Raw genomic sequence first — 25,766 nt, forward strand, 5'->3', positions numbered from 1 at the left:
GTTCCTCGGCTGCGGGTGGGTGGGGGCTGGGCGCGCCCACGCGGCGGAGCCGCACAACGGCGCAGCCCCGCGCCCCTTGGGCCGGGGCTGCGCCCCGGCCCCCCGGCCGCCCTGATTCGTCTGGCTGACGGCCGGCGGGGGCGTGGAAACGGCCCCGCCGCCCGGGGCTACGCCTTGCGGAGCCGGAACGTGAGGGACAGGCCCTCGTCGGTGAACGGGGCGCCGTAGGTGTCGTCGGCCTCGCCCTGGGCGAAGTCCGTGGCGAGGACCTCGTCGGCGATCAGCTCGGTGTGCTCGCTCAGCGCGGCGATGACCGCAGGATCCGTGGACGTCCAGCGCAGCGCGATCCGGTCGGCCACGTCGAGGCCGCTGTTCTTGCGAGCCTCCTGGATCAGCCGGATCGCGTCACGGGCGAGGCCCGCCTGCCGCAGCTCCTCGGTGATCTCCAGGTCCAGGGCGACCGTGGCACCCGAGTCGGACGCCACCGACCACCCCTCGCGCGGGGTCTCCGTGATGATGACCTCGTCCGCGGCCAGCGTCACCGTCTCGCCGTCGACCTCGACCGACGCCGTGCCCTCGCGCAGGGCGAGGGAGAGAGCCGCCGCGTCGGTCTCGGCGATCGCCTTGGCGACCGCCTGGACACCCTTGCCGAAGCGCTTGCCCAGCGCGCGGAAGTTCGCCTTGGCCGTGGTGTCGACCAACGAGCCGCCCACCTCGGAGAGCGAGGCGAGGGATGTGACATTCAGCTCTTCGGTGATCTGCGCGTGCAGCTCACCGTCGAGGGACTCGAAGCCGATCGCCCCGACCAGCGCGCGCGACAGCGGCTGGCGCGTCTTGACGCCCGACTCCGCGCGCGTGGCGCGGCCCAGCTCCACGAGACGGCGGACGAGGACCATCTGCCGGGACAGCTCCGGGTCGATGGCGGACAGGTCCGCCTCCGGCCACGAGGACAGGTGTACGGACTCGGGGGCGCCCGGCGTCACGGGGACGATCAGGTCCTGCCAGACCCGCTCGGTGATGAACGGGGTCAACGGGGCCATCAGCCGCGTGATGGTCTCCACGACCTCGTGCAGGGTGCGCAGCGCGGCCTTGTCGCCCTGCCAGAAGCGGCGGCGCGAGCGGCGCACGTACCAGTTCGAGAGGTCGTCGACGAACGCGGAGAGGAGCTTTCCGGCGCGCTGGGTGTCGTAGGCCTCCAGCGCCTGGGTGACCTGGTCGGTGAGCGCGTGCAGCTCGGAGAGCAGCCAGCGGTCGAGGACCGGGCGGTCGGCCGGGGCCGGGTCGGCCTCGGAGGGGGCCCAGTCGGAGGTGCGGGCGTAGAGGGCCTGGAAGGCGACGGTGTTCCAGTAGGTGAGGAGCGTCTTGCGCACCACCTCCTGGATGGTGCCGTGGCCGACGCGGCGAGCCGCCCAGGGGGAGCCGCCGGCCGCCATGAACCAGCGCACCGCGTCCGCGCCGTGCTGGTCCATCAGCGGGATCGGCTGCAGGATGTTGCCCAGGTGCTTGGACATCTTGCGGCCGTCCTCGGCGAGGATGTGGCCCAGGCACACGACGTTCTCGTACGACGACTTGTCGAAGACGAGCGTGCCGACCGCCATGAGGGTGTAGAACCAGCCGCGGGTCTGGTCGATGGCCTCGGAGATGAACTGCGCCGGGTAGCGGCTCTCGAAGAGCTCCTTGTTCTTGTACGGGTAGCCCCACTGCGCGAACGGCATCGAACCCGAGTCGTACCAGGCGTCGATGACCTCCGGCACGCGCGTCGCCGTCAGCCCGCAGCCGTCCTGCGGGCACGCGAAGGTGACTTCGTCGATGAACGGGCGGTGCGGGTCCAGGTTCGACTGGTCGGTGCCGGTCAGCTCGGTGAGCTCGGCGCGGGAGCCGACGCAGGTGAGGTGGCCCTCCGCGCAGGTCCACAGCGGGAGCGGGGTGCCCCAGTAACGGCTGCGGGACAGCGCCCAGTCGACGTTGTTGTTCAGCCAGTCGCCGAAGCGGCCGTGCTTGACCGAGTCCGGGAACCAGTTGGTCTTCTCGTTCTCCTGGAGGAGGCGGTCCTTGATGGCCGTGGTGCGGATGTACCAGGACGGCTGCGCGTAGTAGAGGAGCGCGGTGTGGCAGCGCCAGCAGTGCGGGTAGCTGTGCTCGTACGGGATGTGCTTGAAGAGCAGACCCCGGTCCTGGAGGTCCTCGGTGAGCTTTTCGTCCGCCTTCTTGAAGAAGACACCGCCCACGAGGGGGACGTCCTCCTCGAAGGTCCCGTTCGTGCGGACGGGGTTCACCACCGGCAGGCCGTACTCGCGGCAGACCTTGAGGTCGTCCTCACCGAAGGCGGGGGACTGGTGGACCAGACCCGTGCCGTCCTCGGTCGTCACGTACTCCGCGTTCACCACGTAGTGGGCTTCCGCGTCCGCCGGGAACTCCACCAGTTCGAACGGACGTTGATACGTCCAGCGCTCCATTTCGGCGCCGGTGAAGGTCTCGCCGGTGGTCTCCCAGCCCTCGCCGAGGGCCTTCTCGACGAGCGGCTCGGCGACGACGAGCTTCTCCTCGCCGTTGGTCGCGACGACGTAGGTGACCTCGGGGTGCGCGGCGACGGCGGTGTTGGACACCAGCGTCCACGGGGTCGTCGTCCACACCAGGAGCGCGGCCTGGCCGGCCAGCGGACCGGAGGTGAGCGGGAAACGGACGTACACGGAGGGGTCGACGATCGTCTCGTAGCCCTGCGCCAGCTCGTGGTCCGACAGGCCCGTCTCGTCTTGCGGGCACCATGGGGCGACGCGGTAGTCCTGGACCAGCAGCCCCTTGTTGAAGATCTCCTTGAGCGACCACCACACGGACTCCACGTACTCGGGGTCCATGGTGCGGTACGCGTCGTCCAGATCGACCCAGTAGCCCATGCGGTTCGTGAGCTCGGTGAAGGCGTCGGTGTGACGGGTCACGGACTCGCGGCACTTGGCGTTGAACTCCGCGATGCCGTACGCCTCGATGTCCTGCTTGCCGGTGAAGCCGAGCTCCTTCTCCACCGCGAGCTCGACCGGGAGGCCGTGGCAGTCCCAGCCGGCCTTGCGGGCCACGTGATAGCCGCGCATGGTGCGAAAGCGCGGGAAGACGTCCTTGAAGACGCGCGCCTCGATGTGGTGGGCGCCCGGCATGCCGTTCGCGGTGGGCGGGCCCTCGTAGAACACCCACTCCGGTTGGCCCTCGGACTGCTCAAGGCTCTTGGCGAAGACCTTCTGCTCGCGCCAGAAATCGAGCACGGCGTGCTCGAGGGCGGGCAGGTCGACCTGGGCGGGCACCTGGCGGTACGTCGGCGTTGTCATCAGCGAGCTTCCTCCGGCGGACTTTCTGCCTTCCGTCCGGAGGGACGAGAGCCTGAGCAGCCATCTCCTGGATGCTGCGGACGCCGTGCGCGGCGCGCTCCCGCGGTACCACCCTCCTTGGCTCCCCGGTGCGTGCTGTGTGCACCAGTGAGCCCCCTCATTGGGGTCGCGATGCCGGTTCTACCGGCCGCTGCTCGCTCGCTGCGGCTTTCTTCCGGCGGCTCCGGGGTGATCTTCGCGTCGCGCTCGCCCCCGGGCTTCCACCGTCCCCGGGTCGCTCTTGGCTGCGTACGCCGCTACTCGTCCCCATCCACGCTTCTCGCTGCGCCCAGTGTACGGCGCCGTGCGGACAGCGGCCGACCGGTTTTCCGGGGCGCGCCGCCGGGGGCGCCGGGGTGGTGCCACGGCCTGCGCGGTGACCCGAATGGCGAGGCGTGGGCGTCCGGATCCTGGGACGTCCGACCTGGCGGATTACCCGGCGGGGAGTTGGGCACAACGCATGCAGGTTCGTCGCGCGGGGCCCGCGGGGCGGACGGAACGTTGGTGCGCCCCGTTGCCGCGGGCCGGAAGTCGATTTATCGTCCCAGCACGATTTGCGCGCAAAATCACAATATGTGAAGGGGCCGCGGCCATGGTGGCGAAGAAGACCGCCGTACAGCAGTCGGCGTCCAGCAGATCCACGGGTCCGGCGGCCAAGGACGTGGGTGGGAAGAAGAGCGCGTCGGGGGCACCCGTGGCGCACACGGCCAAGCCGGTGAAGACCGTCACGAAGACGGCCACCAAGACGGCCACGAAATCCGCCGCGGGCAAGAAGGCGGCGGCCACCAGGAAAGCGGCTGCCGGCAAGGCCGCCGGAGCCAAGAAGACGGCCGACACGAAGACCGCCACGGGAAAGGTGGCCGCCACGAAGACGGCCGCCAGGAAAGCGGTGGCCAAGAAGGCCGTCGGGAAGAAGACCACGAGCGTGGAGACCGTCCCGGAAGGGACGGACCCGACGAGGACCGACACGGCGAAGGGCGGCATGACGAAGAGGGCCGACGGGAAGAGCGCGGCCAAGAAGAGCGCCGGCACGGCAAGGAAAAGCATCGGCACGGCGAAGAAGACGGTCGCTTCCGCGGCCGAAGGCGCGGCCAAGGCCGCGAAGACGACGGGAGCCACGACGGTGGTTGCGAAGAAGACTCCTGGCACGGCCACGGCGGCTCAGAACCCCACCGCGGTCCCCAAGGCGCGGATCGCCGCGGTGGAGCCCGGCGAGCTCGCGGTGCGCCCCGGTGAGGACCCCTGGACCCCGGAAGAGGTCGCGGAGGCGCGCACCGAACTGCAGTCCGAGTCGCTGCGGCTGAGCACCGAGATCTCGTCGTCCGAGGAGTCGATCGCGGGACTGATGCGCGACTCCGGTGACGGCGCCGGTGACGATCAGGCGGACACCGGGACGAAGAACATCACGCGCGAGCACGAGATGGCCCTGGCGGCCAACGCGCGCGAGATGCTGGAGCAGACCGAGCGTGCGCTGGAGCGGCTCGACGCGGGCACGTACGGGCTCTGCGAGAACTGCGGCAACCCCATCGGCAAGGCGCGGATGCAGGCCTTCCCGCGCGCCACCCTGTGCGTCGAGTGCAAGCAGAAGCAGGAACGCCGCTCCTGAACGGCGCGGGAGGACTCCTGAGCATGTGGGCGCCGGGGGGTGTGCCGTACCCTCGTCCTCAGTCAGGAACCTAGGTCGAGGGACTCACTCACGTGGCAGAGGCGGAACGCATCATCGGTACGCCGGACACCCCAGAAGCGGGGGGCGCCGAGCCGGAGCAGTCCGGCGTGGAAGGGGCCGCGGCCGAGCGGCCCAGGGGCAAGCGCAGGATCGCCGTCCTGTTCACGGTCGCCGCCCTGGCGTACGCCCTCGACCTGGTCAGCAAGCTGATCGTGGTCGCGAAGCTGGAGCACCACGCGCCGATCCAGATCGTCGGGGACTGGCTGAGGTTCGAGGCGATCCGCAACGCGGGCGCGGCCTTCGGCTTCGGCGAGGCGTTCACGATCATCTTCACGGTGATCGCCGCGGCCGTGATCGTGGTGATCGCGCGGCTCGCGCGCAAGCTCTACAGCCTGCCCTGGGCGATCGCGCTCGGTCTGCTGCTGGGCGGTGCGCTGGGCAACCTGACCGACCGGATCTTCCGCTCGCCCGGGATCTTCGAGGGCGCGGTCGTGGACTTCATCGCGCCCAAGCACTTCGCGGTCTTCAATCTGGCCGACTCGGCGATCGTCTGCGGCGGCATCCTGATCGTGCTGCTGTCCTTCCGCGGGCTCGACCCGGACGGCACGGTCCACAAGGACTGACCGGCCTGCACGGATCGTCGTACGGGGGACGTCCGGACGGACGTCGGGAAAGCGGGTCCAAGGGCACTGTTGTTCGGGCGGTGGTCCGGCGGTGTCCGACCCGTCCGGCATACTCGACGGGTGAGCACGATTCCCGAGATCCGTAACCTGCCCGTGCCCGACGGCCTGGAGGGCGAGCGCGTCGACGCCGCCATCTCTCGCATGTTCGGCTTCTCCCGCACGAAGGCCGCCGAGCTTGCCGCGGCGGGGAAGGTCACGGTCGACGGCTCGGTGGTCGGCAAGTCCGAGCGGGTGCACGGCGGCGCCTGGCTGGAAGTGGAGATGCCGCAGGCTCCCGCTCCCGTGCAGATCGTCGCCGAGCCCGTCGAGGGCATGGAGATCGTGCACGACGACGACGACATCGTGGTGATCATCAAGCCGGTCGGCGTGGCCGCCCACCCGAGCCCCGGCTGGAGCGGTCCGACGGTGATCGGCGGCCTCGCGGCGGCCGGATACCGGATCTCGACCTCGGGTGCCGCCGAGCGGCAGGGCATCGTGCACCGGCTGGACGTCGGTACCTCCGGGCTGATGGTCGTGGCCAAGTCGGAACGCGCGTACACCTCGCTGAAGCGGCAGTTCAAGGAACGCACGGTCGACAAGCGGTACAACGCGCTGGTCCAGGGGCACCCCGACCCGATGAGCGGCACCATCGACGCGCCCATCGGCCGCCACCCCAACCACGACTACAAGTGGGCGGTGACGGCCGAGGGCAAGCCGTCCGTCACGCACTACGACCTGATCGAGGCGTTCCGCGCGGCCAGCCTGCTCGACATCAAGCTGGAGACCGGCCGCACCCATCAGATCCGTGTCCACATGGCGGCCCACCGGCACCCCTGCGTGGGCGACCTGACCTACGGCGCGGACCCGACGATCGCCAAGCGGCTCGGTCTGACCCGGCAGTGGCTGCACGCGGTGCGGCTCGGCTTCGAGCACCCCGGGGACGGGCAGTGGGCGGAGTTCGAGAGCCACTACCCCGAGGACCTGCAGAAGGCGCTCGACAAGGTGCGTGAGGAGAGCAACGCGTGAGCGGCTCGGACGGGGGCCGGGGCGGCTCCTACGTGGTGCGGGTGGCCGAGGACGCCGCGGACCGCGAGGCGTGCTTCGCGGTGCGCAAGGAGGTCTTCGTCAGCGAACAGGGCGTCCCCGAGGACATCGAGTACGACGCCTACGACGCCGGTGCCCTGCATGTGCTGGCCATCCGCGAGGACGGGGTGCCGCTGGGCACCGGGCGGCTCCTGTACGGCCCCGAGGCGGCCGCGAAGACCGACGGCGACCTGACGGTCGGCTCGCTCGGGCGGCTCGCCGTGACGAAGGCGGCGCGCGGGCTCGGCGTCGGCGGCGCCCTCGTACGGGCTATCGAGGACGCGGGACGCGCGCGTGGGCTCGCCGCGGTGGATCTGCACGCGCAGACGCAGGCGCTGGGGTTCTACGAGCGGCTCGGGTACGTGGCGTACGGCGAGGAGTTCCTCGACGCAGGGATCGACCACCGGGCGATGCGCAAGGCTCTGTGAGACGGCGCTCATCGCACGCGGGTTGCCGGGAAGGCATTGTCGTAGGCGCGTGGCAGGCTTGGGGTGTGGCTCTTCCTTGATCGCCTAGACCTCGCCGGAGCGCTGACCGTGGACCAGTTGGCCCTGTTGTTCGTGCTGCTGCTCGGGGCCTTGGTGAGCGTCCCGGTGGGGGACCGGTTCGGGCTGCCGGCGCCCGTGCTGATGACGCTCCTCGGGATCGTGCTGGCCGTGCTGGACTTCGTGCCCAACGTGGACATCCCGCCCGACCTGATCCTGCCCGCGCTGCTGCCGCCGCTGCTGTACGCCTCGGTGCGGCGCACCTCGTGGAGACAGTTCGCCGCCAACAAACGGCCGATCTTCCTGCTGGCCGTGGCGCTGGTGTTCGTCACCACGGCGGCCGTGGCCTTCGTCGCCAATGCCATCGTGCCGGGGCTGCCGATCGCCGCCGCCGTTGCCCTGGGCGCGCTGGTGGCGCCGCCCGACCCGGTCGCCGCGACCGCCGTCGCGGGGCAACTCGGGCTGCCGCGTCGACTGGTGTCGATCCTGGAGGGCGAGGGGCTCTTCAACGACGTGACGGCCATCGTGCTCTACCACGTCGCGATCGCCGCCGCGGTGAGTGGCACCTTCTCGCCGTGGCGGGCCGGGCTGGATCTCGTGCTGTCCGCCGTGGTCGCGGTGGCCGTCGGGCTGGCGCTGGGATGGGCGGCGAACAAGCTGATGTCGCTGCTCGGAGACGCCACGCTGCAGATCGGGATGACGCTGCTGGTGCCCTTCGCGTCGTACGTCCTGGCGGAGGAGCTGCACGGGTCCGGGGTGCTCGCCGTGCTCACCACCGCGCTGTTCCTCGCGGAGTACGCCACCGACGCCGACGACTTCGTGATGCGGCTCGCCGGCCACACGTTCTGGGACGTGGTGGACACGCTCGTCACCGGAGTCGCGTTCGGGCTGATCGGGCTCGAGCTGCACAACGCGATCAGGACGGCGTCGGGGCGGTGGGCGGAGATGTCGGGGTGGGCCGCTGCGATCGTCGCCGTCGTGGTGCTCGTACGGCTGGTCTGGCTGTTGCCGGCGACGTGGCTGACGAAGCGGCTGCACGCGAAGCGGGACTACGACGAGGAGATCCCGACCTCGTGGCGGGAGACCGTGATCATGTGGTGGTCGGGGATGCGCGGGGTCGCGTCCGTGGCCCTCGCGCTGGCCATTCCGCTGAGGATGGACGACGGGTCGCCGTTTCCCGACCGGGACGAGATCGTCTTCATCGCGTTCGGGGTGATCATGGCGACGCTGGTGCTCCAAGGGCTCACCCTGCCGTGGCTGGTGCGCAGGCTCGGGGTGCGGGCCGATGAGGATGTCGAGAAGGCGTTCGAGAAGGAGCTGGCGGTGCGGGCCGCGAAGGCGGCGAAGCGGAGGCTCAAGGAGATCGAGGAGGTGGAGGAGCTGCCGGAGGAGGTCTCCGAGCAGCTGCTGCGGCGGGCCTTCGACATCGGGACGCGGATCAGTCCGGATCTGGGGGACGAGGAGCGGAGGGAGGCGCATGAGCAGCGGGTTCGGCGGATCAAGCGGATGCGGCGGATTCAGGGGGAGATGTTGAGTGCGGCGCGGCACGAGGTGTTGTCGGCGCGGAGTGAGCCGGGGGCGGATCCGGAGATCGTGGACCGGGTGTTGAGGCACCTGGACGTTCGCAGCTTGCGGTGACGTTGCACTGGGCCTGGGCCGGGCCTGTTCTCCCGCCCGCGCACCGCCCGTTTCCACCCCGCTGACAAGTGACCGTCGCCTGTGGGGGTGACTCGCCGTCGGCGACTGCGGGGAGAGGCAGGCGGATACGCTGCGCGGCCTGCGGCCTGCGGCCTGCGGCCTGCGGCCTGCGGCCTGCGGGTGGTGGGTGGTGGGGGGCTGGAGGGGATCAGCCTCGGCCTGGGCCCGTTCGTGGGGGGTCGGGGGTGTGGGGGGTTGTCGGGGCGGTCACCGCGGCGTCGGTGTCGTCGTGGGCCGGGCGGCGGGGGTGGCCGTCGGGCCGGCCCAGGGGCAGGATCGCCTCGGCCGTGTTGACGCGGGGGAGGGCGTAGGGGTGTACGTCGGTCAGCCAGCGGATCATGCGCTCGCGCACCGTGACCCGTACCGTCCAGATGTCGTCAGCGTCCTTCGCGGTGACCAGGGCGCGCACCTGCATGGTGTTGGGCGTGGAGTCGGTGACGGCGAGGCCGTAGTCGCGGCCGTCCCAGGCCGGGCACTCCCGCAGGATGTCGCGGAGCTGCTCGCGCATCGCCTCCACCGGCGCCGAGTGGTCGAGGTGGAAGAAGACGATGCCGGTCATCTGGGGGGTGCCGCGGGACCAGTTCTCGAAGGGCTTGGAAGTGAAGTACGACACCGGCATCGTGATCCGGCGTTCGTCCCACGTGCGTACCGTCAGGAACGTCAGTGTGATTTCTTCGACGGTGCCCCACTCGCCGTCCACCACGACCGTGTCACCGAGGCGCACCATGTCGCCGAAGGCGATCTGCAGCCCGGCGAAGAGATTCGCCAGGGTGGACTGGGCGGCGACACCGGCGACGATGCCGAGGATGCCGGCCGAGGCCAGCAGCGAGGCACCGGCCGCGCGCATCGCGGGGAAGGTGAGCAGCATCGAGGCGACGGCCACCACGGTGACGATCGCGGACACCACCCGTTGGATCAGCGTCACTTGTGTGCGCACCCGGCGGACCCGCGCCGGGTCGCGGTGGGCGTTGGCGTAGCGGGTGTAGGAGGTCTCGACGATCGCTGTCGCGATGCGGATCACGAGCCACGCGGCGGACCCGATGAGGATCAGGGTCAGGGTGCGGCCGACGCCGACCCGGTGTTCCACGAGCAGCTTGGCCTGGTCGTACGAGCCGCGCAGCAGGGCGGCGAACAGCACGAGCTGGAAGGGGACCCGTGCGCGACGCAGCAGGCCCCACAGGGAGTCTTCCTGGTGCCGGGCGTCGGCCTTGCGCAGTACGCGGTCCACGGCCCACCCGATGAGCAGCGTGAGCACGACCGAGCCACCGACGACGATCAGGGGACGCAGTACGTTCTCCATGCCTGAGACCGTAACCGGCCAGGGGCCGCCCTGAACATGTCGCCCGGGTCTCTGGGACTCGATCCGGCGTTGTCAGTCCTGGCTGGCACCATGGAGCGCATGAACATCATGCTCTTTCACTCGACCTACGGGCTGCGGCCCGCGGTGCGCGCGGCGGCCGACCGGCTGCGTGCCGCGGGGCACGAGGTGTGGACGCCGGACCTCTTCGAGGGACGCACCTTCGAGACCGTGGAGGAGGGCATGGCCTTCAACGACGGGATCGGCAAGGAGGAGTTGCTCAGACGCGCCGTTCTGGCCGCCGCTCCCTATTCCGAGCGTGGCCTGGTGTACGCGGGGTTCTCGCTCGGCGCCTCCATCGCGCAGACCCTGGCGCTCGGCGACGAGAAGGCCCGTGGGCTGCTGCTCCTGCACGGCACGTCGGACATCGCCGAGAGTGCGTCGGTGGATGAACTGCCGGTCCAGCTGCACGTCGCCGAGCCCGACGCGTTCGAGACGGACGACTGGCTGAGTGCCTGGTATCTGCAGATGCAGCGGGCGGGGGCGGACGTGGAGATCTACCGGTACGCCGGAGCCGGGCACCTCTACACCGACCCCGACCTGCCCGACTACGACGCGGAGGCGGCCGAGGCCACCTGGAAGGTGGCGCTCGGCTTCCTCGACAGCCTGTAGGCCCCGACCGGCAGCCCGTAGGGCCCGTCCGGCGCCGCTACGGGTGTCACACCGGGTCGTACGTCCGCTCCACCTTCTGTGTGCCGCTGGGCGTGCGGTAGGAACGGGCCCAGGACGACGTGGCGTTCGGGCTGGTGCGGTCGGAGATCACGTAGTAGTCCATCTGCGCGCGGTCGGCGGTGATGTCCAGGACGCCGTAGCCGTGGCGGTCGGTGTCGACCCAGTGGACGTGCCGGTTCGCGGCGCGGATGATCGGCGAGGCGATCGCGGACACGGTGCCCTCGGGGACCTTGACGATGTCGTCGAGGTTGTCGGAGGTCATCGAGGTGATGACGAACTCCGTGGCGGCGGACGCGGACAGCGGGTAGGTACCGGCGTCCATGGGCACGTCGTTGGCCCACGACATGTGGATGTCGCCGGTCAGGAAGACCGTGTTGCGGATGGCGTTGGAGCGCAGGTGCGCCAGCAGTTCGCGGCGGTCGTCCGTGTAGCCGTCCCACTGGTCGGTGTTGAGGGCGATGCCGTCCTGCGGCAGGCCGAGCAGCTTGGCGAGCGGCTTCAGCAGGTCGGCGGAGAGCGAGCCGATCGCGAAGGGCGCGATCATCACCGAGTTGCCGACCAGCCGCCAGGTGGTGTCGGACGCCTTCAGTCCGGCCTTCAGCCAGTCGAGTTGGGCCCGGCCCGTGATCGTACGGTCCGGGTCGTCGACCGTGCCGCTGCCCGTGGACGCCTGCTGGGAGCGGAAGGACCGAAGGTCGAGGAGGGAGAGGTCGGCGAGCTTGCCGAAGCGCAGTCGGCGGTAGGTGGTGCCCTCGACCGCCGGGCGCACCGGCATCCACTCGAAGTAGGCCTGCTTCGCGGCGGCCTGACGTGCCGTCCAGGTGCCCTCGGCACCCTCGGTGTGGTTGACCGCGCCGCCCGACCAGGCGTTGTCGGCGAACTCGTGGTCGTCCCAGATCGCCACGACCGGCGCCTTGTGGTGCAGGGCCTGGAGGTCCGGGTCGGTCTTGTAACGGCCGTGCCGGGTGCGGTAGTCGGCGAGGGTGATGATCTCGTTCGCGGGGGAGTGCGGCCGGACGACCGTGCCGCGCGCCGCGTACTCGCCGGACTTGTACTCGTAGATGTAGTCGCCCAGGTGCAGCCAGGCGTCCAGGTCGCCGCGCGCGGCGAGGTGGCGGTACGAGGAGAAGTAGCCGGCCTCCCAGTTGGCGCAGGTGACCACGCCGAAGCGCAGGCCCGTCACGGCGGCGTCGGCGGCCGGGGCGGTGCGGGTGCGCGCGACGGGCGAGTCGGTGCCGCCCGCGGAGAAGCGGAACCAGTAGTCGGTGGCCGGTTCCAGGCCGCGGATGTCCGCCTTCACGGTGTGGTCGGAGGTGGCCGTCGCGGTGAGGGAGCCCTTGGCGACGATCGAGGTGAACGCCTTGTCCTTGGCGACGGTCCAGCTGACCTCGGTGTCCGGGCCGACGCCGGAGCCGGGTATCGCCGCGGAGGTGGGCGTCACCCGGGTCCACAGCAGGATGCCGTCCGGCAGCGGGTCGCCGGAGGCGACGCCGTGCAGGAAGGTGGGCGCCTCGGCGGCGCGGGCCGGAAGCGACGCCGCGAGCGGGGCGGCGAGGACGGCGGTGGCGGCCGCGGCCTTGACGACCGTACGGCGGCGCGGGGCGCGGGAGTTGACGGCGCCCGAGGAGTCGGATGATCTGAGACGACTGGTCACGAGCGATCAGGTTACCGATCAGTACAGCGACGGGCGGGCGAACCGGGAAATGTTCGCCCGCCCTTCACGGCTCGTTCGAGTCGCTGCCGGACCGGCCGGAAAGCGGTCCCTAGCGCCGCAACCGGATCCGCGTAACGATCACGGATGTGGAAGGGGTCCTCAGCGGGTACCGCGCGCCGTCTTCGGCTCGGGCCACCAGGCCGCGTCCGAGATCGGGGTCGCCGGTGAGCCGGTGAGCCGGGGGACGACGTCGGTGACCACGGAGACCTCGCCCTTCTCGATCGCCTGGAACCACGAGATCCAGGTCTCGATCTGCTCCCCGCTCATGCCCAGCCGGAATCGCCGCGCGAAGGCTTCCTCGAAGGTCTCGGTTTCGAAGCGGTAGGGCCGGCCGGTGGCCGCGGCGATCCGGGTGACCGCTTCGTCGAGGGTCAGCGCCTCGGGCCCGGTGATCTCGAGGATCGCGCCGTCGTGCTCGGAGCGGGGACCCTCGTCGAGGGCGACGGCCGTGATCACGTCGGTGATGTCCTCGTGGGTGACGAAGGCGGCCCGGCCGGTGCTCGCGGGGCCGCTCACGACGAACTCCTCGTCGGCGAGGGCGGCCGGCGTCGACGTGTAGAAGCCCGCCCGGAGCACCGTGTGGCGGACCCCGGCCCCCGCCAGGAACTGTTCGGTCTCCCACTGGTCGCGGGCGTTGAGGTAGGTGGCGACGGGCGAAGCGCCGACGAGGGACACATAAAGGACCCGGTCCACGCCGACCGCGATCGCGGCCTCGACGGCGGTGGCGTGTTCCTCCAGCCGGTGCCCCGTGCGGTGTCCGGAGACCAGGACGAGGGTCGACGCGCCCTTGAGCGCCCTGCGCATGGCCGGGGCGTCGCCGTAGGCGGCCGGACCGCGCCGCTGGGCGCCCGGCAGTTCGGGTATGCGGTCGGGGTCGCGTCCGACGAGGAGCTGGGGGACGCCACGGTCGGCGAGCCGGGCCGCGATCCGGCTGCCCAGCGCCCCGGTCACCCCCGTGACCGCCACCGTGGCGTGGTTTCCCTCGGCCATGGGTTCCCTCCGTCCGGCGTCGCGGCCGATCGCGGAACCCCTGCTTCCGAGGCCCGGCCGGCACGTCCACCATGACCCACCACTTCACGGTCCTGTCCGAGTCCAGCCTCATCCGGACCGTCGGTTGCGGCAACCGCAAGGGCGTGACCCTGCGGCGCGCCCGGCCTCGCGAACACGTACGTGCCCGGTCGCGCAGGAGTTCTCGGCGGCGCGGAAAAAGCCCGCCGGCCGGCCCCTGTGACGGGTGCCGGCCGACGGGCTGCGCTTCGGGAAGCGTCTCTAGAACCGATGCGTTACTAGGCCTTGAGCGCCGTGCTGATCGCCGTGTTGAAGTCGGCGACCGTCATGGGCGCGCTCTGGCTGTCGGAGCCGGTGAGCTTCTTGCCGTCCATCACCAGGCTCGGCGTGCCGTTGACGCCGTCCTTGTTCGTGTTGAACGTCTCCGACATGGCCAGCGCCCAGGCGTCGTACGTGCCGTTCTTGACGGCGTTCTGGAACTTCGTGTTGTTCTTCAGGGTGCCGACCGTGTTCGCGACCTTGATCAGGTAGTCGTCGCTCTTGAACTTGTCGACCGTCTCGTCGGGGTGGTACTTCGACGAGTAGAGGGCGGTCTTGTACTCCAGGAAGGCTTCCGGGCTCACATTCAGCGCGGCGCCCAGAGCGCTCATCGCGTTCTTGGAGCCTTCGCCGCGGGAGCCGATCGTGATCTTCCCGTTCTTGTCGGAGTCGCCGTCGAGGAACGTACCGCCGATGTACTGGATCTTGAACTTGCCGCTGTCGAGGTCCGTCTTGACGGTGGAGCCGACGGTCTGCTCGAACTGGGCGCAGATCGGGCAGCGCGGGTCCTCGTACAGCTTGAGGGTCTTCGTCGCGGTGCTCTTGCCGAGCACGACGGTCGTGCCGTTCGTGCCGGTGGTGTTGGCCGGTGCGACGATCTTGGCGTCCTTGGCGGCGGACTCCCAGTAGCTCGGCTTGTTGTTCTGCACGACCGCGTAGCCGATGCCGCCGGCTATCGCGAGGACGGCGACGAGGGAGCCGGCCACGACGGCCTGGCGCTTGACCTTGTCGCGCTTGGCCTGGCGCTCGCGTTCGAGGCGCAGCTTCTCTCGGGCCGCCGACTTCGCCGCCAGGCTGTTTCGCTTGCTCATGTTGGTGATCTCCATGGGGGACGCGCATACGTCGTACGCGGGATACGTAGGGGGACTGCTGGTGCTCAGGGGCTGTCGCGCGGAAGCGATGGCTCAGGCGAAAGCGGCCGAGAGCGGCGGTCCACGCCGTCCCAGGGAGTGCACGAACAGGCGGTTGCGGGCGCCGGTGCTCCGGCGTGCGGGGCGCGGCAGCCGGCGCACCGGGGCGAGCCGTACGGTCACCGCGGCGACCGCGATCAGCAGGGGGCGGAAGGTGGCCGCGGCCACCGCGCGCAGCAACTGGTCCAGGGCGCGCTCACCGCGGCGCAGCCAGGCGGCCGCGAGCAGCCCGACGGTGACATGGGCGGCGAGCAGCAGCCAGGCGGCGGCCGGGTCGGCATGAGCGAGCAGGGCCGCGGCGCGGTCGCCGCTGCCGCCGGTGACGCGGGCCAGCGGGGTGCCCACGCTGCCGCCGCACAGCACGTCGAAGCCGACCGAGCGCAGCGGACCCGCGACGGGGCCGCCCGCCCTGCCGTAACAGACGTGCTGGCCCGTGGTGAACACGGTGTCCGCGGCCAGCTCCAGCGGGATGAGCAGGGCGGCGATCCGGCCGAAGCCGCGTTCGCGGCCCGCCAGCGCGTACGCGAGGACGAAGACGGTGGCGGCGACCGCCGCCACCGTGCCCAGCGGCAGGGCGACCCGGGACAGCAGCACGTGCGACGCGGTGGAGAGCGTCACGACGACAGCCGTGAACAGTGCCGCGCGCACGGCTCTGAGCTGGGTCCCGGATATGTCCATAGCGGAGCCGAGTGTCCCACGGGCTCCCGTAAGGGCCCCCTAAAGGGTTCCTATGCGTTACGGGAGCGTTGTGAGTCCGTCGTCAGGGCTGCCCAGCCATCAGGGGTGCCTACAGGCCCGGGATCCGGCCGTTGCGGAACAGGTCGACGAAGATCTGGTGATCGGCACGTGCGCGTGCGCCGTAGCTGTGCGCGAAGTCCACCAGGAGGCCCGCGAAGCCGTCCTCGTCGGCGGCGATCGCCGCGTCGATGGCCCGCTCGGTGGAGAACGGGACCAGCTCCGAGTGGCCGCTCTCGTCGTCGGCCGCGGCGTGCATGGTGGCCGTGGCCCGGCCGAGGTCGGCGACGACCGAGGCGATCTCCTCCGGGTCGTCGATGTCGCCCCAGTCCAGGTCCACCGCGTACGGCGAGACCTCGGCGACGAGCTGGCCCGCGCCGTCCAGCTCGGTCCAGCCCAGCCACGGGTCGGCGTGTGCCTGCAGGGCGCGCTGGGAGATCACCGTGCGGTGGCCCTCGTGCTGGAAGTACTCGCGGATCGAGGGGTCCGTGATGTGCCGGGAGACGGCCGGGGTCTGGGCCTGCTTGATGTAGATCACCACATCGTTCTCCAGGGCGTCGCTGTTGCCCTCCAGAAGGATGTTGTACGAGGGCAGACCGGCCGAGCCGATGCCGATGCCGCGGCGGCCGACGACGTCCTTCACCCGGTAGGAGTCCGGGCGGGTCAGGGAGGACTCCGGGAGCGTCTCCAGGTAGCCGTCGAAGGCCGCGAGCACCTTGTAGCGGGTGGCCGCGTCGAGCTCGATGGAGCCGCCGCCGGGCGCGAAGCGGCGCTCGAAGTCACGGATCTCGGTCATCGAGTCGAGCAGCCCGAAGCGGGTCAGCGAGCGGGCGTCACGCAGCGCGTCCAGGAGCGGACCCTCGGCGGTGTCCAGCGTGAAGGGCGGCACCTCGTCGCTCTTGGCGCCGGTGGCCAGGGCGTGGATGCGCTCGCGGTAGGCGGCCGCGTACACCTTGACCAGCTCGGTGATCTGGTCGTCGCTGAGCGCCTTCGCGTACCCGACGAGGGCCACGGAGGCGGCGAAGCGCTTGAGGTCCCAGGTGAAGGGGCCGACGTACGCCTCGTCGAAGTCGTTCACGTTGAAGATCAGGCGGCCGTTGGCGTCCATGTACGTGCCGAAGTTCTCGGCGTGCAGGTCGCCGTGGATCCAGACGCGCGAGGTGCGCTCGTCCAGATACGGTCCGCCGCGCTTCGACCCGAACCCGATGTCCGCGGTGAGGTCGTGGTAGAAGAGGCCCGCCGTGCCCCGGTAGAACGCGAAGGCGGAGGCCGCCATCTTGCGGAACTTCACGCGGAACGCGGCCGGGTCGGCGGCCAGGAGCTCGCCGAAGGCGGTGTCGAAGACGGCGAGGATCTGCTCGCCGCGTTGCTCGGCGCTGAGCTGCGGGACCGACATCGCTGGGTGCCTCCTGGTGCAGGTGGTGCGTGACATGAGGGAAGGACGTGTCCGTCCGCCGGGACGGTTGCTTCCGTCCTGTCCCAACGGACGAAGGTACGCGGGAGTGCCCGCGCGCCGGTACGCCCCGCACGAAGGTACGGGTCGTCCGCCGCGGAGTGTCAGTCCAGCGTCATAGACTTCGACGCTGTCCCCCCAGACTGTCCGCAGCCTGTCGGCAATTGTTCTTCTTGGAGGCCGAAGCCGTGTCAAAGCCGCCGTTCACGCACCTGCACGTCCACACCCAGTACTCGCTGCTGGACGGTGCCGCGCGGCTCAAGGACATGTTCAATGCCTGCAATGAGATGGGCATGACGCACATCGCCATGAGTGACCATGGCAACCTTCACGGGGCGTACGACTTCTTCCACACGGCGAAGAAGGCGGGCGTCACGCCGATCATCGGCATCGAGGCGTACGTCGCCCCCGAGTCCCGGCGCAACAAGCGCAAGATCCAGTGGGGTCAGCCCCACCAGAAGCGCGACGACGTGTCCGGTTCGGGTGGTTACACCCACAAGACGATCTGGGCGGCCAACCGGACGGGCCTGCACAACCTCTTCCGGCTCTCCTCGGACGCGTACGCCGAGGGCTGGCTGCAGAAGTGGCCCCGCATGGACAAGGAGACCATCTCCCAGTGGTCCGAGGGGCTCATCGCCTCCACGGGCTGCCCCTCCGGCGAGCTCCAGACCCGCCTGCGCCTGGGCCAGTACGACGAGGCCCTGAAGGCGGCCTCCGAGTACCAGGACATCTTCGGCAAGGACCGCTACTTCCTGGAGCTGATGGACCACGGCATCGAGATCGAGCGCCGGGTGCGCGACGGACTCCTGGACATCGGCAAGAAGCTCGGCATCCCGCCCCTGGTGACGAACGACTCGCACTACACGTACGCGCACGAGGCGACCGCCCACGACGCCCTGCTGTGCATCCAGACCGGCAAGAACCTCTCCGACCCGGACCGCTTCCGCTTCGACGGCACCGGCTACTACCTGAAGTCCACGGACGAGATGTACGCCGTCGACTCCTCGGATGCCTGGCAGCAGGGCTGCGCCAACACCCTCCTGGTGGCCGAGCAGATCGACACCTCCGGCATGTTCGAGGCGAAGAACCTCATGCCGAAGTTCGACATCCCGGACGGCTTCACCGAGGTCACCTGGTTCAAGGAGGAAGTCCGGCTCGGCATGGAGCGCCGCTTCCCCGGCGGCGTCCCCGAGGACCGCCAGAAGCAGGTCGAGTACGAGATGGACGTCATCATCCAGATGGGGTTCCCGGGGTACTTCCTCGTCGTCGCCGACTTCATCATGTGGGCCAAGAAGCAGGGCATCGCGGTGGGCCCGGGCCGTGGCTCGGCGGCCGGTTCGATCGTCGCGTACGCCATGGGCATCACCGACCTCGACCCGATCCCGCACGGTCTGATCTTCGAGCGGTTCCTGAACCCCGAGCGCGTCTCCATGCCCGACGTCGACATCGACTTCGACGAGCGCAGGCGCGTCGAAGTGATCAGGTACGTGACCGAGAAGTACGGCGCCGACAAGGTCGCCATGATCGGCACCTACGGAAAGATCAAGGCGAAGAACGCCATCAAGGACTCCGCGCGTGTCCTGGGCTACCCGTACGCCATGGGCGACCGCCTCACCAAGGCGATGCCCGCCGACGTCCTCGGCAAGGGCATCGACCTCAGCGGCATCACCGACTCCTCGCACCCGCGCTACAGCGAGGCCGGCGAGATCCGGGCGATGTACGAGAACGAGCCGGACGTGAAGAAGGTCATCGACACCGCCAAGGGCGTCGAGGGCCTGGTCCGGCAGATGGGCGTGCACGCCGCCGGCGTCATCATGTCCAGCGAGCCCATCGTCGACCACGCGCCGGTCTGGGTACGGCACACGGACGGCGTGACCATCACGCAGTGGGACTACCCGCAGTGCGAGTCGCTCGGCCTGCTGAAGATGGACTTCCTCGGCCTGCGCAACCTGACGATCATGGACGACGCCGTCAAGATGGTGAAGTCCAACAAGGGCGTCGACCTCGACCTGCTGGCCCTCCCGCTCGACGATCCGACGACCTTCGAACTCCTCCAGCGCGGTGAGACCCTCGGCGTCTTCCAGTTCGACGGCGGCCCCATGCGCTCGCTGCTGCGCCTGATGAAGCCCGACAACTTCGAAGACATCTCCGCCGTCTCGGCGCTCTACCGTCCCGGCCCGATGGGCATGGACTCGCACACGAACTACGCGCTGCGTAAGAACGGCCTGCAGGAGATCACGCCGATCCACAAGGAGCTGGAGGAGCCCCTCCAGGAGGTCCTGGCCGTCACCTACGGCCTGATCGTCTACCAGGAGCAGGTGCAGAAGGCCGCCCAGATCATCGCCGGGTACTCGCTCGGCGAGGCCGACATCCTCCGCCGCGTGATGGGCAAGAAGAAGCCCGACGAGCTGGCGAAGAACTTCACCATCTTCCAGGCCGGCGCCCAGAAGAACGGCTACAGCGACGAGGCCATCCAGGCCCTGTGGGACGTCCTGGTGCCCTTCGCCGGCTACGCCTTCAACAAGGCCCACTCGGCCGCGTACGGCCTGGTCTCGTACTGGACCGCCTACCTGAAGGCGAACTACCCGGCCGAGTACATGGCGGGCCTGCTCACCTCGGTCAAGGACGACAAGGACAAGTCCGCGATCTATCTGAACGAGTGCCGGCGCATGGGCATCAAGGTGCTCCCGCCCAACGTCAACGAGTCGGAGCAGAACTTCGCCGCGCAGGGCGACGACGTGATCCTCTTCGGCCTCTCCGCCGTCCGTAACGTCGGTACGAACGTCGTCGAGTCGATCATCAAGAGCCGCAAGGCCAAGGGGAAGTACGCCTCCTTCCCGGACTACCTCGACAAGGTCGAGGCCGTCGCCTGCAACAAGCGCACCACGGAATCGCTGATCAAGGCGGGCGCCTTCGACACGATGGGGCACACCCGCAAGGGCCTCACCGCGCAGTTCGAGCCGATGATCGACAACGTGGTGCAGGTCAAGCGCAAGGAGGCCGAGGGCCAGTTCGACCTCTTCGGCGGGATGGGCGAGGAGGAGACCAGCGAGCCCGGCTTCGGACTCGACGTCGAGTTCACGACCGACGAGTGGGACAAGGCCTATCTGCTCGCCCAGGAGCGGGAGATGCTCGGTCTGTACGTCTCCGACCACCCGCTCTTCGGCCTGGAACACGTCCTCTCCGACAAGGCCGACGCGGGTATCTCCCAGCTCACCGGAGGTGAGCACGCGGACGGCGCGGTCGTCACCATCGGCGGCATCATCTCGGGCCTGCAGCGCAAGATGACCAAGCAGGGCAACGCCTGGGCGATCGCCACGGTGGAGGACCTGGCCGGTTCCATCGAGTGCATGTTCTTCCCGGCGACGTACCAACTGGTGTCGACCCAACTCGTCGAGGACGCCGTCGTCTTCGTCAAGGGACGCCTCGACAAGCGTGAGGACGTGCCGCGGCTGGTCGCGATGGAGCTCCAGGTCCCCGACCTGTCGAACGCGGGCACCAACGCGCCCGTGATCCTCACCATCCCGGCGCTGAAGGTCACCCCGCCGATGGTGAGCCGCCTCGGCGAGATCCTCAGCCACCACAAGGGCGAGAGCGAGGTCCGCATCAGGCTCCAGGGCCCGCGCAAGACCACGGTGCTGCGGCTCGACCGGCACCGGGTGAAGCCGGATCCGGCGCTCTTCGGTGACTTGAAGGTGCTGCTGGGCCCGTCCTGCCTGGCGGGCTGACACGATCAGATGATCTACGCGAGGGGCGCATCCGTTGTCGGATGCGCCCCTCGGTGTATGCCTGGGCTTCAACGGCCCTTACGCGTGGCCTCAGTTGTGGCCGAAGCGCTTCTGGTGCTTGCGGGCGACGTCCGCGGGACTGCCCTGGACCTGCGATATCGGCGTGTGGGCCTCCGTCGAGGACCGCTGCGCCTGCTCCTGCGCACGCTCGGCCTGCGAGGAGCGGTCCTGCTGGCCGCCCTGCTTGCGGTTCTTGTTCTTGGCCATGCTGATTGCCTCCTGTGGGGCCCTAGGGGTCAGGGCCGGATCCAGATTCACATAGCCTGACAAGCAGTGCATTTCGGAGAATTACCGTGTGTGATAAGCCCTGTCGGAGCGTTATCCCCCGATTCGCCACGCCGAAGATCGAGTTCGGGCCGTTAACCTCCGCGCCGTCGGGCAGACTCGAAGCAAGCCCGAAGCAAACCTCCCGGAACCGGAAAGAGGGTGGACCGCGTGGACCGCTGCATCGTCCTGGTGGACGCCGGGTATCTGCTCGGGGCTGCCGCCAGTCTCCTCGCCGGGGAGCCCTCGCGATCCCGGATCACCGTCGACCACGCCGCCCTCATCCAGGGCTTGCGCGAGCGCGCCGAGTCCGACACGGAGCGGCCCCTGCTGCGCATCTACTGGTTCGACGGCGCCCCCGACCGCGTACCGCAACCGGAGCACCGCAGGCTGCGCGTGATGCCACGGGTCACGGTGCGCCTGGGCGCGCTGACCCGTAGCGACGGGCGGTGGGCGCAGAAGGGCGTCGACGCCGCCATGCACGCCGAGCTGACCGAGCTGGCCCGCAACCGCGCCTGCTCCGACGTGGTCCTGGTGACCGGCGACGGGGACCTGCTGCCGGGCATGATGGCCGCCAAGGAACACGGCGTCGCCGTACACCTGTGGGCCGTGCAGGCCGCGGACGGCGACTACAACCAGTCCGAGGACCTGGTCGCCGAGGCCGACGAGCGCCGGGTGCTGGACCGGGCGTGGATCACCAAGGCCGTACGGGCCAAGGATCTCGGCGGGATCTGCGCGCCGCAGCCCGTGCCGCGCCCCGAGATCGCCGCGATCCTCTCCGCGCCGCTGCCCGACTCGTCGCTCGCCGGCGCGGCCGAGCGACCCCCCGAGTCCGCGGAGCACAGCCCCGTGGCCGAGTCGCAGAACGGGGCCGAGGAGCGGGTTCCCACCCCCAAGGGCGTACCCACGCCGAAGGACCTGGCCGCACTGCGCACACCGGGCGTACAGGCCCCCCAGCAGCCCGCGAGCGCGACGCTGCGGTGGTCGTCCGACAAGGGGTGGATCGAGCGGCCCGGGGGCGCCACCGAGTCCGCGGAGGCCGCCGCGCTGCCCACGCTCGCCCAGCTCACCTCCGCCGAGCAGCGGTGGGCCGACCGCGAGGAGGACATCACCACGGTCGGCGGCGATCCGTACGAGGTCGGGCAGGTCTTCGCGCGCCGCTGGATGGGGCGGCTCACCGACCCGGGCCATCTGCAGAAGCTGTCCACGATGTATCCGCGGGTGCCGCACCGCGTGGACGGCGAGCTGCTGCGTTACGCCGCGCGCTTCGGGCTGCTCGCCCACAAGGACGACCAGATCGACGAGCACGACCGGTATGCGATCAGGGCGGGGTTCTGGCGGGAGATCGATGTGCGCACGGCGGCGGAGCACGCCCCTGCCGGGGAGTGAACCGGGGGAGCGGTTGAATCCCGGGTGTGTCTCTCGGGCGCGGGTGGGTGGGGGCTTGTCGCACCCACGCGGCGGAGCCGCACGAGGTCACAGCCCCGCGCCCCTGGCCGGGCGGGGCGCGAGATACGCTCATGAGCGGCTTGTGAGTGGGCCCGGGTGACGGCCCCGGGCGCATAACGGGGCATCGGACCCCGTAGGCTCGTCCTTCGTGAGTACGCGCACGGCACAGGCAGTCCGGAACGGGCACAGGGGCGATGTCGTGTGCTCGGCGCGCGCGCTGACCAAGACCTACCCGGCCGTCCGCGGACGCCGTGGCAGCCCCGGTACGCCCGAGGTGCGGGCCACCGACGGGGTACGGCTGGACATCCGGCGCGGTGAGATCTTCGGGCTGCTCGGGCCGAACGGTGCCGGGAAGTCGACCCTCGTACGCCAGCTGACCGGGCTCATGCGACCCGACAGCGGCAGTGTCGAGATCCTCGGGCACGACATCGTGCGCCACCCCGAGCGGGCGGCGCGGATCCTCGCGTACCTCGGACAGGAGTCCACCGCCCTCGACGAGCTGACCGTGTCGCTGGCCGCGGAGACGACCGGGCGGCTGCGCGGGCTCGAACTGCGCGAGGCGCGGGCCGAGCGGGACGCCGTACTCGACGAGCTGGGGCTCACCCCGATCGCCTCCCGCCCCCTGAAGAAGCTGTCCGGCGGCCAGCGGCGGCTGGCCTGCTTCGCCACCGCGCTGGTCGGGCGGCGGCCGCTGCTCGTCCTCGACGAGCCGACCACCGGCATGGACCCCGTGGCCCGGCGGGCCGTGTGGAGCGCCGTCGACCGGCGCCGGGCCGAACACGGCGCCACGGTGCTGCTGGTCACCCACAACGTCATCGAGGCGGAGACCGTCCTCGACCGGGTCGCCGTCCTCGACCGGGGCCGCGTCATCGCCTGCGACACACCGGCCGGTCTGAAGGAGCGGGTCGCGGGCGAGGTGAGGGTCGAACTCGTCTGGCGCGAGAACGCGCCGCTGGACGTGCCCGAGGTCGCCGCGCTGCGCGCCCGGGCCGTCGAGTCGGGACGCCGCTGGACCCTGCGGCTCGCCCCGGAGGAGGCCCGCGCGGCCGTCGCCACGGTCACCGGTGGCGCCGCGTTCGCCGCGCTCGACGACTTCACGCTGGCCACGCCGAGCCTGGAGGACGTGTACCTCGCGCTCGGCGGCAACGCGCAGGGGTTGGTGAAGGCATGAGCGCGCGGGGTCCGGAATCCGTAGGTGAGTCCGTACGGGCGGGGAGGGGCGTCGTGGGTGTGGGAGACGGCGTGGGAATCGGCGTCGGAAACAGGGACAGGACGGCTGCCGGAGTGAAGAGGAGCAGCTCGACGTGAGTGTCGTACCCGCTGAGGTGCTGTCGGGCAGTGCGCTGTCCGTGACCGAGGGCGCCGGCGACGCCGCCGAACTCGGGCCGCGGGCGCGGCTGTGGCCCTCCCTCGCCGCCATGTACCGGGCCCAGCTCTCCCGCGCGCGCGTGGCGCGGATTCCGCTGCTGTTCGTGGCCACGGTCCAGTCCGTCGGCATCATGGTCATGATGCGTGGCGTGGTCGACGGCGGGGGCGAGGCCCGCTCCATCGTGGCCGGGGCGTCGGTCCTGGTCGTCGCCTTCGTCGGGCTGAACCTGCTGGCGCAGTACTTCGGACAGCTGCGGGCCGGCGGCGGGCTCGACCACTACGCGACCCTGCCCGTGCCGCCGGCCGCCGTCGTGCTGGGCGTGGCCGGCGCGTACGCGTCCTTCACCGTGCCCGGGACCGTGGTCACCGCCCTCGTCGGCTGTGTCCTCTTCGGACTGCCGATGGCGCATCTGTGGGTGCTCGTCGCGGTGATCCCGCTCGCCGGCGCCGCGCTCGCCGGGCTCGGGGCGGCACTCGGACTGCTTGCGCCTCGACCCGAACTCGCCACGCTGCTCGGACAGTTGGGGATGTCGGCGGCACTGCTGCTCGGGGTGCTGCCGGCGGACCGGCTGCCTACGGTGGTGCAGTACGGCCGTGATCTGCTGCCCTCCACCTACGGCGTCGAGGCCTTCGCGCGGAGCTTCGGGGAGCACCCCGACTGGGCCTTCGTCCTCGGTGACCTCGGCGTCTGCGCGGGCGTCGGGGTGGCCTCGCTGGCGGTGGCGACCTGGGCGTACCGCCGGGCGGCCGTCCGGTGACGCGGCTGACAGCCGGGCCTGGCACGATGGCAGGGTGACCGCACCGCTGACTCCGCCTCCGCCGCCGCATCAACCTCCCTCCGACGACGCCCATGCCTGGCAGGCTCCGCCCGCCGGGGGCGTCGCGGGGACCGTCGAGTACGAACAGGACGGGCCCGGGATGAAGACCGAAGTGAAGGAGGCCGCCGTCGTCACGGTGGCGGTGGCGCTCGCGGGAGTACTGCTCGGGGTGCTGTGGTGGTGGCTGGCGCCGCATGTGCCGCTGGTCGCGGACGACAGCGCGGTGTATCTGAAGGACACCGAGGGTGAGCAGGCCGTCGGGGTCGACGGAACGTTCACGCTGCTCGCGTTGGCGTTCGGTGCGGTCAGCGCGGTGGTGGTGTTTCTGGTGCGGCGGCGTGGGGGTGTGCCGCTCGTCGTGGCGCTGGCCGTGGGGGGTGTGCTCGGGTCGCTGCTCGCGTGGCGGATCGGGATCTGGCTCGGGCCGACGCAGAACGTGGTCGCCCATGCCAAGCAGGTGGGCAAGGGGGTGACCTTCTCCGCGCCGTTGAAGCTCGGGGCGAAGGGGGCGTTGCTGGCGTGGTCCCTGGCGGGGCTGGTGGTTCACCTCGGTCTGACCGCGTTGTTCGGTCCCCGGGATCCGGATCCCTATGCGAGCCCGTACGGGGCCCCACCGGCGCCTCCGGCGGTCTGAACGGGGGACACGGCCGGCTTCTCTCGCCCCCGCCGCCCCTACCCGTCCCATCCCCAGGGGCTCCGCCCCTTCGACCCCACTGGGGGCTGCCGCCCCCAGACCCCCGCACCGGCCTGAACGGCCTCGTCCTCAAACGCCGGACGGGCTGGGGGCGCGGGTCTGTGGGGTGGGTGGGGTATCGGCCTGAAGGGCCTCGTCCTCAAGCGTCGGACGGGCTGGGGGTGCGGGTCTGTGGGGTGGGTGGGGTATCGGCCTGAGGGGCCTTGTTCTCAAGCGTCGGACGGGCTGGAGGATGCGGGGCGGAGCCCCGCCCTGGGGGCGCGGGGA

Annotated in this window: 19 protein-coding genes; 11 read left to right on the plus strand and 8 right to left on the minus strand. The window is 70.4% G+C overall.

The genetic code is table 11. The features are described 5' to 3' along the window. Positions 1-167 precede the first annotated feature (167 nt). Entirely contained in the window at positions 168-3,317 is a 3,150-nt protein-coding gene (gene ileS / locus OG568_RS35940) for an isoleucine--tRNA ligase (protein ID WP_329534553.1), read from the minus strand. A 631-nt stretch (positions 3,318-3,948) separates the two neighbouring features. Between ileS and OG568_RS35945 the strand changes: the two genes are divergently transcribed. The 5 genes from OG568_RS35945 (at position 3,949) to OG568_RS35965 (ending at position 8,890) form a co-directional block, all read left to right on the plus strand. Then, positions 3,949-4,962, plus strand: coding sequence for a TraR/DksA family transcriptional regulator (locus OG568_RS35945; protein WP_329534554.1), 1,014 nt, complete (start codon positions 3,949-3,951; stop codon positions 4,960-4,962). A gap of 92 nt (positions 4,963-5,054) precedes the next feature. Continuing rightward, positions 5,055-5,645, plus strand: coding sequence for a signal peptidase II (gene lspA, locus OG568_RS35950; protein ID WP_329534555.1), 591 nt, complete (start codon positions 5,055-5,057; stop codon positions 5,643-5,645). 120 nt (positions 5,646-5,765) lie between these two features. Beyond that, positions 5,766-6,710, plus strand: a complete 945-nt coding sequence (locus tag OG568_RS35955) for an RluA family pseudouridine synthase (RefSeq protein ID WP_266414887.1) — start codon at positions 5,766-5,768, stop codon at positions 6,708-6,710. Next, positions 6,707-7,195 (plus strand): GNAT family N-acetyltransferase, encoded by a 489-nt coding sequence (locus tag OG568_RS35960; protein ID WP_329534556.1) that lies wholly within the window; start codon positions 6,707-6,709, stop codon positions 7,193-7,195. The genes OG568_RS35955 and OG568_RS35960 overlap by 4 nt, the downstream gene beginning before the upstream one ends. Before the next feature lie 108 nt (positions 7,196-7,303). Next, on the plus strand, positions 7,304-8,890 hold the full coding sequence (locus tag OG568_RS35965) for a Na+/H+ antiporter (protein WP_266582040.1): 1,587 nt from the start codon (positions 7,304-7,306) through the stop codon (positions 8,888-8,890). A gap of 208 nt (positions 8,891-9,098) precedes the next feature. Here the strand turns inward: OG568_RS35965 and OG568_RS35970 are convergent, their stop codons facing one another. Beyond that, positions 9,099-10,250, minus strand: coding sequence for a mechanosensitive ion channel family protein (locus tag OG568_RS35970; RefSeq protein WP_329534557.1), 1,152 nt, complete (start codon positions 10,248-10,250; stop codon positions 9,099-9,101). Between the two features lie 99 nt (positions 10,251-10,349). On the opposite strand from OG568_RS35970, the gene OG568_RS35975 reads away from it, so the two are divergent. Then, positions 10,350-10,919: a dienelactone hydrolase family protein gene (locus tag OG568_RS35975; protein WP_266582036.1), complete on the plus strand. Its 570-nt coding sequence runs from the start codon at positions 10,350-10,352 to the stop codon at positions 10,917-10,919. A gap of 46 nt (positions 10,920-10,965) precedes the next feature. Here the strand turns inward: OG568_RS35975 and OG568_RS35980 are convergent, their stop codons facing one another. The 5 genes from OG568_RS35980 to OG568_RS36000 form a co-directional block, all read right to left on the minus strand. Beyond that, on the minus strand, positions 10,966-12,633 hold the full coding sequence (locus OG568_RS35980) for an alkaline phosphatase D family protein (RefSeq protein ID WP_329534558.1): 1,668 nt from the start codon (positions 12,631-12,633) through the stop codon (positions 10,966-10,968). Between the two features lie 159 nt (positions 12,634-12,792). Beyond that, positions 12,793-13,683 carry an NAD(P)H-binding protein gene (locus tag OG568_RS35985; RefSeq protein ID WP_329534559.1) on the minus strand — a complete coding sequence of 297 codons (891 nt, stop codon included), beginning with the start codon at positions 13,681-13,683 and terminating at the stop codon, positions 12,793-12,795. A 296-nt stretch (positions 13,684-13,979) separates the two neighbouring features. Then, on the minus strand, positions 13,980-14,831 hold the full coding sequence (locus OG568_RS35990; protein WP_329534560.1) for a thioredoxin domain-containing protein: 852 nt from the start codon (positions 14,829-14,831) through the stop codon (positions 13,980-13,982). Positions 14,832-14,924: 93 nt separating this feature from the next. Then, positions 14,925-15,608 (minus strand): hypothetical protein, encoded by a 684-nt coding sequence (locus OG568_RS35995; RefSeq protein WP_329534561.1) that lies wholly within the window; start codon positions 15,606-15,608, stop codon positions 14,925-14,927. A gap of 109 nt (positions 15,609-15,717) precedes the next feature. Continuing rightward, positions 15,718-17,061, minus strand: coding sequence for a DUF2252 domain-containing protein (locus tag OG568_RS36000; RefSeq protein WP_266414909.1), 1,344 nt, complete (start codon positions 17,059-17,061; stop codon positions 15,718-15,720). Positions 17,062-17,306: 245 nt separating this feature from the next. Here OG568_RS36000 and dnaE point away from each other — a divergent pair, with 245 nt between their 5' ends. Next, complete coding sequence (gene dnaE, locus OG568_RS36005) at positions 17,307-20,846, plus strand: DNA polymerase III subunit alpha (RefSeq protein ID WP_266414911.1); 3,540 nt, start codon at positions 17,307-17,309, stop codon at positions 20,844-20,846. Positions 20,847-20,936: 90 nt separating this feature from the next. Here dnaE and OG568_RS36010 read toward each other — a convergent pair whose 3' ends face one another. After that, a complete protein-coding gene (locus OG568_RS36010) occupies positions 20,937-21,113 on the minus strand; it encodes a hypothetical protein (RefSeq protein WP_329369241.1) in 177 nt (58 codons plus the stop codon). Positions 21,114-21,341: 228 nt separating this feature from the next. Here OG568_RS36010 and OG568_RS36015 point away from each other — a divergent pair, with 228 nt between their 5' ends. The 4 genes from OG568_RS36015 to OG568_RS36030 all read left to right on the plus strand — a co-directional run bounded on the left by OG568_RS36015 (position 21,342) and on the right by OG568_RS36030 (position 25,439). Beyond that, positions 21,342-22,559 carry an NYN domain-containing protein gene (locus tag OG568_RS36015; protein WP_266582026.1) on the plus strand — a complete coding sequence of 406 codons (1,218 nt, stop codon included), beginning with the start codon at positions 21,342-21,344 and terminating at the stop codon, positions 22,557-22,559. Positions 22,560-22,767: 208 nt separating this feature from the next. Next, positions 22,768-23,790, plus strand: a complete 1,023-nt coding sequence (locus OG568_RS36020) for an ABC transporter ATP-binding protein (protein ID WP_329534562.1) — start codon at positions 22,768-22,770, stop codon at positions 23,788-23,790. A gap of 133 nt (positions 23,791-23,923) precedes the next feature. After that, positions 23,924-24,745, plus strand: a complete 822-nt coding sequence (locus OG568_RS36025; protein ID WP_266414920.1) for an ABC transporter permease — start codon at positions 23,924-23,926, stop codon at positions 24,743-24,745. Positions 24,746-24,779: 34 nt separating this feature from the next. Then, complete coding sequence (locus OG568_RS36030) at positions 24,780-25,439, plus strand: AAA family ATPase (RefSeq protein WP_329534563.1); 660 nt, start codon at positions 24,780-24,782, stop codon at positions 25,437-25,439. Positions 25,440-25,766: the final 327 nt, after the last annotated feature.

Origin of the sequence: Streptomyces sp. NBC_01450 (assembly GCF_036227505.1) — a bacterium.
Taxonomy (GTDB): domain Bacteria; phylum Actinomycetota; class Actinomycetes; order Streptomycetales; family Streptomycetaceae; genus Streptomyces.